Genomic DNA, 13898 nt, shown 5'->3' with positions numbered 1-13898 from the left:
TATCATATTATTAAAACAAAAGCAATCACTATTTGATTTTATATGGATCAAAGGTGCACTTAGAAATTATAACCTCATTGTCATATCCATCTTTTATTAGTCGTTTTTTGAATTTTTCAATAAATACTTTAAATGGTATCCACTCCGTTTTAAAATGGCCAGCATCGATTAAAGCAATATTTTGTTCTAGTAAATCACAGGCACCATGGTATTTAGTGTCTCCTGTAATAATACAATCCGCTCCAAGCTTTATACTCTCCCCCAAAAAATCTTCTCCACTGCCATTTATAATGGCTATAGTATTTACTAATTTATCATCCTTACCTACAACTCTTATAAATTCTGCTTTAAGTGTCCTTTTAACATTTTCGCATAACGATTCAAAACGCATAGGTTCATCTAAAATTACTAATCTACCAATTCCTGCATCAGTTTTACCTGAATCATTTGTTTCTGACATCTCTATTATTTTATATTTACTAAATCCTAAGATTTCAGTAACAATATCATTCAAACCACCTTTAACAGAATCAAGATTTGTATGACTAGAATACACATTTATACCATTCTTAATCAGCTCAATAACTTTTCTTCCTACTAAGGTATCTGTAGTAATAGTTTTAGGTTTAACAAAAAGAAGAGGATGATGCGTCAATATAAAATTACACCCTTTATTTTTTGCTTCACGTATTACATCCATTGTGCAATCTAATGCGACTAAAACTTTTGTAACATTTTCCGCGCTCTCTCCAACCATAAGTCCTACATTATCATAACTCTCTTTTAAAATAGAGGGTGCGTACTCTTCCATAATATTTTCTATGTCTTTTACTTTTAAAAGCATTCTAAAAACCCCTTAAGTTTTTGTATAACATAATAAAGCTGCTCTTTCCTAGTACTTGATAAAATGGTATCCTCGTTTAAACCATCATATACTTTTGAGTATTTATGTAATTTGTATTCTATAAACTCTTTCATCACTAAATGTTTTTTGTCTAATAATATTTTACTTATTTCATAATATATATTATCTAACACTTTAGGTTTAGAATCATATCTAACCTTAATTATTTCATAAAACTTACCATCATCATAACAAATTTCTTCATCAATAAATTCATATCCAGTTTTATATAAATATTCCCTAAGCACTTCAGCATTTTGAACTGGTTGAAGTACCATGTATTTTAATTTTTTAACAATACCCAAATCAGTTTCTAATATATCTCTTATTAAATTGCCACCCATTCCTGCAATAATAGCTACTTGAACTTCGCCTTCTTTAACTGTAGACAGTCCACTTCCTAGCCTACAATTAATTTCATTAGTTGCATTATTACGAGTTATATTTTTTTTAGCCTTTTCAACAGGCCCTCTATTTATATCAGATGCAATAGCCTTTTTTGTTATACCCTTTTGCACTAAATAAATAGGAACATATCCATGATCCGTACCAACATCAATAACACTATCACATTTTTCAATCATACTTACAATACATTTTAATCTTATACTAAGCTCCATAATTCTCATCCTTATCTAAAGTTAATTAATATTTTAAACTGCATAATTAAAAATATAAGTGCCACAACTAATGACAAATAAATATATTTATATGCTGATTTTCTATCATATTTTGCGCAAAAATAACTTGCATAATACATACAAAAAAGCAAAGCCATATTTAATACTCCATAAAGCATCTGAGTGAATGCAAATTGCTTACCTGTACCCATTTTTATTGGTTTAAATTTTGCATCAAAATTTAATGGCATAATATCAGGTATGGCATTTTTCAAATGTAATATAAGTGGATTTAAAGTTAATATTAGTATTATAATACTAACTATCATTAATGGCACAATAAAATATTTGTCTTTATGAAGATTATAGCTATTAGTCACATTATACTTCCACTCAGCAACAGGTATATCGTGATAGATTAAATCTTCCTCAAATTTTTTATAGTTAAGTGGCGAAACTGCATAATTCATATGTTTAGTTTTTATATAAACAACATTTTTATTATCAGTGACAAACATTCTAGACATTCCAATTTTATCAATTACAAATCTACCCATTACAAAACCGCTAGCAGCTATACCATTAAGCTTTACACCTTTAATTTTACCAGTCGTCATAAAATATCCTTCAATTTCATTTAATGGTATTATCACCTTTTTTAATGACCAAATAGCATAAATTTTAAGATTTCCCTCATCAATAGAGCATTTAACTGAGGCAAACAGTAATATATAATAAATTTGATATATATTACAAGAGACCAATAAAAGTTTTAATAGATTAACTACAATATATGAGTTAGTAAATTTAAGAAATATTAAAATTAATATATTATATAATGCAACCGTCAGTAGCATAAGCACTAACCCGTACCCTCGTTTCGATCCATAACTACCCATTTAATCACCTTCTAAAATGTATTATATCATATATAAATCTCCCTTGTAAACGTAATTACATATTTTTACTTTTCAATAAAAAAAAACACCTTGAAAAGGTGTTTTTTTGTTCTTAAGATGTTCTAATCTAAATAATCTTTTAATTTTTTACTTCTGCTTGGGTGTCTTAATTTACGTAGTGCTTTTGCTTCAATTTGTCTTATTCTCTCTCTAGTTACATTAAACTCTTTTCCAACTTCCTCAAGAGTTCTTGCACGTCCATCATCTAACCCAAATCTTAATCTTAAAACTTTTTCTTCTCTAGGAGTAAGAGTATCTAAAACATTAATTAATTGCTCTTTTAGCATTGTAAATGCAGCTGCTTCCGCTGGTGCTAGAGCATCATCATCTGGAATAAAATCACCTAAATGACTATCTTCTTCTTCACCAATAGGGGTCTCAAGAGATACTGGTTCTTGTGCAATTTTCATGATTTCACGAACTTTTCCAACTGGCATTTCCATTTTTTCAGCAACTTCATCTGGTTGAGGTTCGCGTCCAAGTTCCTGTAATAATTGCCTTGAAACTCTAATAAGCTTATTTATAGTTTCAACCATATGAACTGGTATCCTTATAGTTCTTGCTTGATCGGCTATTGCTCTTGTAATCGCCTGCCTAATCCACCATGTAGCATAAGTACTAAATTTAAAGCCTTTTCTATAATCATATTTTTCTACAGCTTTTATTAATCCTAAATTACCTTCCTGAATAAGATCTAAGAACAACATTCCACGTCCAACGTATCTCTTAGCTATACTTACTACCAATCTTAAATTAGCTTCTGCAAGTTTTTTCTTAGCAGCAAGATCTCCTTCTTCGTTTCTTTTAGCAAGATCAATTTCTTCAGCCGATGATAATAGTGCAACCTTGCCGATTTCTTTTAAATACATTCGAACTGGGTCATCTATAGATATACCTTCTGGTATGCTAACATCAAGTTCTTCAGTTTCGGGTTCGGCTTCTGCTTGAGCACCTGTAGCAGGTGCAGCTTTTGCATGCATATCCCCAACAACCTCAATCTCCATTGATTCTAAAACTTCATAAACTTTCTCTATTTGTTCTGGTGACAATTCTATTTCATAAAGTTCATCCATTACTTCTTTATAAGTTAAGGATCCTTTTTTCTTGCCTTTTTCAATAAGTTTTTTAACAATAGTCATTTTTGAGCTTTTATCCTTCATCATATAACCTCCTTTCTGAATACTATAATTGTTTTAGATTCTTTTGTAATTCTATAAGTCCCTTAGCAAGTTTTATAGATTCTTCTAGCAAACCTTTTGATTCGTACTGTTTGATTTTATTCATAATTTCTTTTTTCGACTCCTCTAACTTGAATTTTTTCAGTTGTTTTATGCAGTCATTTATAAGTTTTTTATGATCCTCTTCATTTCCAGAGAATTCAATTTCCATAATATTAATCCATTCTTTTGTGCATTCTATATCTTTCTCACACATAGGTTCTATATTTTTTATTTTTTCACCTATTATTAAGTTTTTATACTTAACAATTAGCTCATATATGCTTTTATGGCTTTTAAGTACTAATTGTTCTACAGACATGTTTTCTGTAATATAGTTACAATTTTCTTCATTTATAAACATAAACTTTAATAAAGTTCTTTCAGCCTTAATATAAGCTGGCTCTAAATATAATTTTTGTCCAAAATCCTGTTGTATATTCATTTTTTTCATTTTATTAGAACTTTTATTGAGTTCTTCGCTTAATAAGTCATATATTGCCTGTTCTTTGATACCCGTATCCTCAGAAACCTTTTTTATATAAACATCTTTTTCAACAGGATCAAGTTCTGCAATAATTTCAGTAACTTTTTTTACATACTGTATTATCATTTCACTATTTGAAAAATTTATTCCGTCTCCTGCTCTTTTAAGTCTATAATCTATTAAAGGAAGAGCATCATCTATTAATTTTTGAAAAGCCTGCTTCCCACTATTTTTTATATATTCATCAGGATCCTTACCACTAGGAACTATAAGAACTCTTAAATCAAAACCTTCACTTCTTAATATCTCAAGTCCCTTTATAGTTGCAGCCTGACCTGCAAAATCAGCGTCAAAAGAAATAATAACTTTATCTACATGTCTTTTTAATAACTTTGCTTGATTAATAGTGAGTGCAGTACCAAGCGACGCAACTACATTTGAAAAACCATATTGATGAAGTGAAATGCAATCCATATATCCTTCTACTATTATTATTGTTCGAGATCTGTTATTTTTAATTACAAAATTTAATCCATAAAGATTTAATCCTTTATGAAATAAGGGAGTTTCCGGTGAATTTAGATATTTAGGTTTCGAATCATCTAAAACTCTTCCACCAAATCCAATTACCTTCCCCATATAATCAAACACAGGGAACATTATCCTATTTCTAAATCTATCATAATAAGATCCCTTAGGACTTTTAATAATTAATCCTATATTAAGTAAATCTAGTTCTGAGTATCCTTTCTTTTTTAAATATAATAATAATCCATCCCATTTATCAAAAGAAAAACCTAACCCAAATTTTTTCATAGTAGCCTCTGTAATACCTCTGTTAAGGAAATATAATTCGGCTTTCTTATCCTTTCTTAAGTTTTCATAAAAATACCTGGCCGTTTCCACATTAATATTGTACATTTTTTTATACATGTCACGCTGTACATTGTTTTCTCCATTATCTATTTCTATACTAATGTTAGCCCTCTGTGCAAGTATCCTTGCAGCTTCTGGAAAAGTTACATTTCTATCCTTCATAACATAACTAATTACATTTCCAGCTTCTCCACATCCAAAACATTTGTAAATTTGTTTTTCCGTAGACACTGTAAACGATGGACTCTTCTCATTATGAAAAGGACAAAGGCCAGTATAATTTTTCCCTGTCTTTTTAAGTTTTACTCTTTCAGATATTACATCCACAATATCATTTTGTTCCTTTATCTTTAAGATGACATCTTCAGCAATCAATATATTATTACCACCTTACTTATATAAGTTCACAATATGTTCTTATTCGACAAAAAAGCATGCTATCCTTCTTTAATTTTACTTTTTTTAATAATAATTATGTCTGCTTATAATATATTCTTGATAAAATAGAAATTTCCTGCATTTTTTTAAATTTATTTTTTATTTATAATTTTTATACTATAATTTTTAGAGATATTAACATTTATTATTGTGTTTAATAAATACTAAGTTTAGGTACATATATATTATTAAAGAGCATTAAGCAATAGTCATCACTCATACCCGAAATGTAATCTGCTACCCCTATATACAGCCCCTCATCCTCAACTATACCCTTATAGAACTCTGGCATAGCAGATGGATTCTTATAGTAGTATTCAAAAACATTTGTTACCACAAATTGTGCCTTTTTTCTTTCTTCCTTTAATATTTCACCTTTATATATATTCTCAAACATAAAATTTCTTAAATCACCTAATGCATTTCCAACTTCCTGCGTAAGTGACACGCCTATAACTCCTGTATCTAAATTATTTATGGTATTATAAATACAATCTTTTACTAAAGTATCTATTCGATTACCATGGTTCGTGCCTAATACTTTTGTAGCTCCTATTGGTAACATTTCTTCTGTTAATAGACGGGCCCTTATAGAATCATCTATATCGTGATTTACGTATGCAATCTTATCGCTATACCTAACAACTTGCCCCTCAAGAGTTGCAGCCTCACCAAATTTCTCCGAAAGTCCACTATGATTAAGAATTCCATCTAATACTTCTACGCTTAAATTAAGTCCAACACCTGCTTTTTCTATTTTTGTTAATACCCTGATACTATTTTCATTATGCCTGAATCCATTTGGCAAAATATCATTAAGCACTGCTTCACCATTATGTGCAAAAGGAACATGACCTATATCATGCCCTAAAGCTATAGCTTCTATTAAATCCTCATTTAACCCAATACCACGCCCTATAGTTCTAGCTATCTGTGCAACTTCTAATGTATGTGTTAACCTTGTTCTATAGTGATCACTACTTGTCTTTATGTATACTTGAGTTTTGTGCTTTAGTCTTCTAAATGATTTACTGTGTATTATCCTATCTCTGTCAACCATATAACAAGTTCTTAGATCATCTTTCTCCTGCATTTTTTCGCGTCCCTTTGAATTTATGGATAACGCGCCATATTGTATAATGGTTCTACTTTCATTCGTTTCTATTTTACTTCGAATATTCATAGATTTCCTCCTAAATTTAAAAGTATCTCTTAAACTATTTTTTTATTTCTTATTTACGTTTCTTAAAAAACGTCTTGCTAGTTTAATTATAAATTTAAAGTCATATTAGTTAGTATTCTACAAATTAAATTAATTTCCCTTTTTTTACGTTAAACGTATATTATTTATATTTTATTAATATTCTAATAATGTAATAATTTTTAGGAGTGTTAAGATGCCATCTATGGCTAAAAACTTTAATAACATAAATTTGTTATCAGAAGAAAATGTAAAAAAGAACATTCTACCTCAATATGACTTAGCTAACGCTGATATATCACAAATTAAATTTAAAGATACTGATAAACAAAGAGCTGTATATAAAGTGCAATACTTTGACGAATGTTATTGTCTTAAAAAGGTTTATTACTCTATTAAAGATTTATTATTTGTGTACTCAGCAATAGAATGGTTATATAGAAATAATATCCATGTACCCCGAATCCTGAAAACAAAAAACAATAGTAGATTTGTAAATTACAACAACATGTTATTTATACTCACACCTTGGATTAATGGCATAAAATGTGATTACGATAATATCGATCATATATTAGTATGCAGTACGAATCTAGCAAATATGCATAAAGTAAGTATTAACTTTAAACCTATATGTGGTAGTTCCTTAAAAGAAGATTACAGTCCTTTAGGACCTTCCATCTATAAACACTACGAAAGCCTTCTTAATTTTTCTAATTTAGCTTATAAATACGATGACGCCTTTTCAAAATTATATCTTAAATATTTTGAAACAAGCAGTATTCTCGCTAAGTGTTCTTCAAACATTGCTTATAGCTTAAATCTTAATAATCTTACAAAATCATTGTGTCACCTTGACTATGTTAATAAAAATATTATTTTTGACACTAATAATGAAATATGGGTAATTGATTTTGATAAGTGCAGGAATGACTATTGCGCCCATGACATCTCATATTCATTAAGAAGACTGCTTAAAAGAGACAGTACAAAATGGGATTTGGAACTAGCCATAAGTTTTCTAGATTTATATGATAAGATTCTACCTTTAACCTTGGATGATTATAAATATATTCTTGTTTATTTAGCTTTTCCACAAAGATATTGGAAAATATCAAGAGATTATTATGGTAACATTAATAAGTGTAATAAAAAAGCCTTTTTAAATTTACTAAATAATGCAACTAATAAAAATGACTATCAATTAGATTTTGTACAAAAGTTTAAATCCTATATTGAAAATAAATTTAGTATGACACATAAACTATAATTAAGTTGATATTCTCCCATGTAATATTTTTTAAGTTATAATAACACCGTTAAAAAATTTATTAACGGTGTTATTATAATTAAGAAAGTTATTTTAAGATTTACTTGTTTATTTTCCCACAAAATCCATTACAATTAATCTTAAAACTCGGCACACTATAGATTCTTTTTACATCAGTATTCCCACATTCGCATTTAATCTGAACTTCCTCATTCATACCCTTTTCAATGATAAATTCATTATTACATTTATTGCATTTATATGTATATGTCAAATTGTTCACCTCTTATTTGCTATTTTATTATATTCCTATATCCATATACTATATTTAATAATAGGTTATATCATTTATTATAACAAGCTTAATAATATTAAAAATAGGGCATTGTACTTAAAATCAATAATGAAATTAAGTGCAACACCCTATTCTTTTTATACTATTTTTTTCTTGGATTATTTATTTCTGCTTGAGCAGCTGCAAGTCTTGCAACTGGAACTCTAAATGGTGAACATGATACATAATTAAGTCCAACATTGTGACAGAATTCAACTGACGATGGATCTCCACCATGTTCGCCACATATTCCAAGTTTTATATTAGGCCTAACCTGACGTCCAAGGTCAGCTGCCATTTTAATAAGTTTACCTACACCTACCTGGTCTAATTTTTGGAATGGATCAAACTCATAAACTTTCTTTTCATAATAATGCTTTAAGAAGTTTGCAGCATCATCTCTTGAAAATCCAAATGTCATTTGAGTTAAATCATTTGTTCCAAACGAAAAGAACTCTGCTTCTTTTGCTATTAAATCTGCTGTAAGTGCCGCTCTTGGTATTTCGATCATTGTACCAACCATATATTTTAAATCACTGCCAGACTCTGCTATGATTTTATCAGCTATTCTTACCACTATATCTTTAACATATTTTAGCTCCCTAACTTCTCCAACTAAAGGAATCATTATTTCTGGAACAATATTATATCCTTTTCTATTTTTAACATCTATAGCAGCCTCAATAACTGCCCTAGTTTGCATCTCTGCTATTTCTGGATATGATACTGCAAGTCTACATCCTCTATGTCCCATCATTGGATTAACTTCATGTAATGATTCAACCGTAGCCTTTAATTCCTTAAAAGTTATTCCCATATCTTTTGCTAATTTTTTTATATCTTCATCAGCATGTGGCAAAAATTCATGTAGTGGTGGATCTAAAAATCTGATTGTAGTTGGTTTCTCTTTAAGTTCTTCATATATTCCTACAAAGTCACCTCTTTGAATTGGTAATAATTTATCTAATGCTACTCTTCTTGCCTCTTCATCATACGCTACAATCATTTCTCTTATAAGCATTATTCTATCAGAGTCAAAAAACATATGTTCTGTTCTACATAAGCCTATGCCTTCAGCTCCATATTTAACTGCTTGAGCTGCATCTTTTGGAGTATCAGCATTAGCTCTAACTTTAAGACTTCTTATTTCATCAGCCCAACCCATAAATATTTCAAAGTATCCATTTATCTCAGGCTCAACTGTTTTGATTACTCCTGCATATACATTTCCTGTACTTCCATCCATTGATATAAAATCGCCTTCATGATATACCGTTTCTCTAATTTGAAAACTCTTAGATTCTTCGTTAACTTTTAATTCAGAACAACCAGCCACGCAGCATGTCCCCATTCCTCTAGCAACAACCGCAGCATGAGACGTCATACCTCCTCTTACTGTCAATATACCTTCTGCAGCAACCATGCCTTCAATGTCCTCTGGTGAGGTCTCAAGCCTTACAAGAATAACCGATTCTCCATCCTCATGTCTGCTTTTTGCCTCCTCAGCGGTAAAGTAAACTTTTCCACATGCAGCTCCAGGAGATGCTGGTAATCCTTTAGCTATTATCGTAGCTTCCTTTAATGCAACTAGATCAAAATTAGGATGAAGTAATGTATCTAATTGTTTTGGATCAACCTTCATTAAAGCTTCCCTCTTTGTAAGCATTCCCTCTTCAACAAGTTCCACTGCAATTTTGAGTGCTGCTTGCGCAGTTCTCTTACCACTTCTTGTTTGCAAAAAGAATAGTTTTTTATCTTCAATTGTAAACTCCATATCTTGCATATCTTTATTATGTTTCTCAAGAGTATTAACAATATTCATAAACTCGCTATATACTTTTGGCATATCTTTTTCAAGTTGTGAAATATCTTGTGGCGTTCTTATTCCTGCAACAACGTCTTCACCTTGAGCATTCATTAAGTATTCCGCAAAGATTCCTTTTTCTCCAGTAGATGGGTTTCTTGAGAACGCAACACCAGTTCCTGATGTTTCACCTTTATTACCAAACACCATTTCTTGAACGCTTACAGCTGTTCCCCAGTCTCCAGGAATATCATTTAGTCTTCTATATACATTAGCACGAGGATTGTCCCATGATCTAAATACTGCGGATATAGCCTCTATTAATTGTATCTTTGGATCACTTGGGAATTCTACGCCTTTAGTTTCTTTATAAAATCCTTTAAATTGTATTACTAGTTTTTTAAGATCATCAGCATCTAATTCTGTATCGAATTTCACACCTTTTTCTTCCTTTATCTTATCCATCATATTTTCAAAATTTCTTTTTTCAACGTCCATAACAACATCAGCAAACATTTGTATAAATCTTCTGTAAGAATCATAAGCGAATCTTGGATTATTTGTAAGCTTCGCCATAACTTCTACTGTTTTATCATTTAACCCCAGGTTTAAAATTGTATCCATCATACCAGGCATTGATGCTCTTGCTCCGGATCTAACTGATACAAGTAACGGATTTTCTAGACTTCCAAACTTCTTACCGGTAAGGTTTTCTAGTTCAGTCATTTTAACATAAATCTCACTAACAATTTCAGGTGTTATTACTTGACCATCTTCATAGTATTTATTACAAGCTTCAGTAGTAACCGTGAATCCCTTTGGAACTGGAATTCCAAGACTCGTCATATCTGCAAGATTTGCACCTTTTCCACCTAGAAGATTTTTCATTGAAATATTTCCCTCACTAAAATGGTATACGTACTTTTTCTTTTCCATTTGCACACAACTCCTTCGTTTATAATTAATATATGATAATGGTTATAAGAATATCCCATTAGCAACAATAAGCACCATTGAAATTCATTACAATTCTCTAAAATGGTATATATTTGAATCAAAACGTTTGCATCAATTAATAATATTCTAAAATTTCACATACCATTTGTAACATTATACCACGTTTCCGAATTGAATGTAGGCCTTTTTAATCACTTTTTTTCGTCATGTTTATTGCATTTTTTACATTTATAAAGCCAGCAACTAATAGCTGCTGGCTTTATAAATGTAAAAAATTACTTTGATTCTATTTAAAAATATTAAACTGAAAAAGCAAAATCATTATCTTGTTATTCATCTTCTTTAATATTTTCATTTTCTATATCTTCTTTTTTATCTTCTTCTTTATCTTTTTCTTCAAACTTTACAGTATATTGGTATACATTGTCAGTGTTAGTATCTTTATTGTCTTTGTTATCTTTATTACCTTTGCTAAAACTGTCTTTTGTTTCATTGTATTTTTCTTTTACATCCTCACCCATATCGCTCATCTTGCTTACTACATCATCAACTGTATTTTTAATAATAGTATTAATTATTTCTACGCTACCATCTGCTTTAGTTATCTCTATAGTAACATTTGTTACTACAGCTGCAAATATTCCTATACCAAATAGATAAGGTATACATAACCCAACTATACCTACTGCAATGCCTGCATTAACAGGGATATCTATAACAACTTTATCATCCCTTTTAATTTTTATCCGTGTTACATTACCTTTTCTTGCTATCTCTTTTATCCATGCTAAAAACTCATCCTTAGTAGTATACATTTCATCCATATTAAATTTAGCTGATTTTTTTTCTTTTGCTTCGATATAAATCAAAGCATCAACTACATTAGCATCACATTCCTCTAGTGCTTCTTTAGCATCAGTATATGAAACTCCTGTACGTTCCTTAATAATATCAATCTTTTCAAGTGTAATTTCTTCCATTAAAATCATCCTCCTTAAAATTTATCTAAGTAATCAAACATCTCTAAGCTCTTTGGCTTTCTTGTATAATTTTGAGAAATGATAAGCGATAAAATTTTATATAATTCAAGCTTTGATGTTTTAGATACAATAATTCTATTAATTTTATCCATACCAAAGTTATTTAAGAATTTCAATGTATTATATGTAGGATTTGATATATATATACTATTTAACTTTTCACACTCTTTACAAATTGGACCATAGGATATTAAATCTATATAATTCGAGATAGTTATTTTTTTTCTACACCTTACGCACCTATCAAAATTTAATTCATATCCTGTTGCTTTTAAGATTCTTATTTCAAAAGCCCTTGCCAGAATCTCTATATCCATAACATCATTTTTAATAAAATAAAAAGCAGTAACTAAGTCCTTAAACAGTTCTTTATGAATCTCATCATTTTCAAGTGTTATATCAATTAATTCATTAAAATATGAGGCATACGTAATTGTATCCAAATTCCTTAGTAATTGCTGAAATGAATCTATAATTGTAACTTCATTTATTGTATATAAATTTCTTCCTTTAAAAAGCACAAATTCGCCATAACAGCAAGGTAAAGTAGATGATATATACCTACTTTTACTTTTCCTCGCGCCCTTTGCTATAGCTGTTATTTTACCAAAATCTTCAGTAAATAACCAGACTAACTTATCATTTTCCTTAAACTCTTGTGTTTTAATGACAATAGCTCTAGTTTTTAAAATCGCCAGAAGATCATCCCCTATTTATATCCAAGTTCCTTCAAAATACTTGAAGTATCTCTCCATTCTTTCTTTACCTTAACCCATAATCTCAAATGTATGTTTTCTCCTAATAATTTCATTATATCTTGTCTTGCATAAGTAGAAATTTTCTTTAATGTTTTTCCACCTTTTCCGATTATTATACCCTTATGAGAATCTTTTTCACAAAATAAATTAACTTCAATATTGTATATTTCTTTTTTGTCTCTTTTCATAGAAATAATTTCTACCGCTATTCCATGAGGCACTTCCTGTGATAATAACTTTAGAGCCTTTTCTCTTATGATTTCAGTAATAATAAATCTTTCTTGTTGATCTGTAATCATATCTTCTGGATAATATAAAGGACCCTCTGGAATGTTTTCCTCTACAAGTTTTGTAACTATGTCAATATTTTTTCCTTTTATCGCAGCTATTGGTATTATTTCTTTAAAGTTAAAATATTCAGAATAGCCTTGAACTGTTTTAGCCACTCTCTCTTGAGTGTTCTCATCTATCTTATTAACTAATAAGAATACTGGTATTTTAGTATCTTTAAACTGTTCAAGAATATGTTTATCACCCATCTCAATTTCATCACCAGGTGTTGTTATAAATAATATAACATCTACTTCATTCGCAGATTGTTTAGCTACCTTAACCATATATTCTCCTAGTTTATGTCTAGGTTTATGCATTCCTGGAGTATCTACAAATATTATTTGAGATTCCTTAGTTGTTAAAATAGTTTGTATGTTATTTCTTGTAGTTTGGGGTCTACTAGATACAATCGATAATTTCTCCCCCATTATATAATTTATTAATGTAGATTTTCCTACATTAGGCCTTCCAATAATTGTTACGAATCCTGATTTAAACATATATCCTCCTTCTTTTTATCTTAAGTAAATAGTTTCTATTTCTATCTTACTTTAATAAATTTTCTTTTATAAAAACACCTGACCTTATAATATATCATCAATTTTCTTAATTATATAATTTTTTTCATTTTTTATTAATATAATTTGAATATCTTTCACCTAAAAATCATGTATACCAATTATATCACTAAATATTAGTA

At 29.6% G+C, this 13898-nt stretch carries 12 protein-coding genes; 1 reads left to right on the top strand and 11 read right to left on the bottom strand.

The window, feature by feature from the left end; genetic code table 11:
• Positions 1-28: 28 nt before the first annotated feature.
• From LL038_RS01705 to LL038_RS01680, 6 genes are all read right to left on the bottom strand, one after another.
• Positions 29-844: a Nif3-like dinuclear metal center hexameric protein gene (locus LL038_RS01705; RefSeq protein ID WP_216119742.1), complete on the bottom strand. Its 816-nt coding sequence runs from the start codon at positions 842-844 to the stop codon at positions 29-31.
• Positions 835-1524 carry a tRNA (adenine(22)-N(1))-methyltransferase gene (locus tag LL038_RS01700; RefSeq protein WP_216119741.1) on the bottom strand — a complete coding sequence of 230 codons (690 nt, stop codon included), beginning with the start codon at positions 1522-1524 and terminating at the stop codon, positions 835-837. The genes LL038_RS01705 and LL038_RS01700 overlap by 10 nt, the downstream gene beginning before the upstream one ends.
• Positions 1525-1535: 11 nt before the next feature.
• On the bottom strand, positions 1536-2423 hold the full coding sequence (locus LL038_RS01695) for a PH domain-containing protein (RefSeq protein ID WP_216119740.1): 888 nt from the start codon (positions 2421-2423) through the stop codon (positions 1536-1538).
• 122 nt (positions 2424-2545) lie between these two features.
• Complete coding sequence (rpoD, locus tag LL038_RS01690) at positions 2546-3643, bottom strand: RNA polymerase sigma factor RpoD (RefSeq protein ID WP_071613588.1); 1098 nt, start codon at positions 3641-3643, stop codon at positions 2546-2548.
• Between the two features lie 22 nt (positions 3644-3665).
• The gene (gene dnaG, locus LL038_RS01685) at positions 3666-5438 is read right to left on the bottom strand and encodes a DNA primase (RefSeq protein WP_216119739.1); all 1773 of its coding nucleotides are present in this window, start codon (positions 5436-5438) and stop codon (positions 3666-3668) included.
• A 217-nt stretch (positions 5439-5655) separates the two neighbouring features.
• On the bottom strand, positions 5656-6684 hold the full coding sequence (locus tag LL038_RS01680; RefSeq protein WP_216119738.1) for a deoxyguanosinetriphosphate triphosphohydrolase: 1029 nt from the start codon (positions 6682-6684) through the stop codon (positions 5656-5658).
• A gap of 214 nt (positions 6685-6898) precedes the next feature.
• Here LL038_RS01680 and LL038_RS01675 point away from each other — a divergent pair, with 214 nt between their 5' ends.
• Positions 6899-7972 (top strand): CotS family spore coat protein, encoded by a 1074-nt coding sequence (locus tag LL038_RS01675; protein ID WP_216119737.1) that lies wholly within the window; start codon positions 6899-6901, stop codon positions 7970-7972.
• Positions 7973-8072: 100 nt separating this feature from the next.
• On the opposite strand, the gene LL038_RS01670 is transcribed toward LL038_RS01675, so the two are convergent.
• From LL038_RS01670 to era, 5 genes are all read right to left on the bottom strand, one after another.
• Positions 8073-8246, bottom strand: coding sequence for an FmdB family zinc ribbon protein (locus tag LL038_RS01670; RefSeq protein ID WP_216119736.1), 174 nt, complete (start codon positions 8244-8246; stop codon positions 8073-8075).
• Positions 8247-8409: 163 nt separating this feature from the next.
• Entirely contained in the window at positions 8410-11046 is a 2637-nt protein-coding gene (gene ppdK, locus LL038_RS01665; RefSeq protein ID WP_216119735.1) for a pyruvate, phosphate dikinase, read from the bottom strand.
• A gap of 350 nt (positions 11047-11396) precedes the next feature.
• Positions 11397-12047 (bottom strand): DUF4342 domain-containing protein, encoded by a 651-nt coding sequence (locus LL038_RS01660; protein WP_216119734.1) that lies wholly within the window; start codon positions 12045-12047, stop codon positions 11397-11399.
• Between the two features lie 14 nt (positions 12048-12061).
• Positions 12062-12820, bottom strand: a complete 759-nt coding sequence (gene recO, locus LL038_RS01655; protein ID WP_216119781.1) for a DNA repair protein RecO — start codon at positions 12818-12820, stop codon at positions 12062-12064.
• Positions 12817-13698, bottom strand: coding sequence for a GTPase Era (gene era / locus LL038_RS01650; RefSeq protein ID WP_071613595.1), 882 nt, complete (start codon positions 13696-13698; stop codon positions 12817-12819). Before era ends, recO begins: the two co-directional genes overlap by 4 nt.
• Positions 13699-13898 lie beyond the last annotated feature (200 nt).

The organism is Clostridium estertheticum, assembly GCF_026650985.1.
GTDB lineage: Bacteria > Bacillota > Clostridia > Clostridiales > Clostridiaceae > Clostridium_AD > Clostridium_AD estertheticum_C.
Note: the sequence above shows the minus strand (reverse complement) of the source record. Positions and strands in the feature narration are given on the sequence as shown.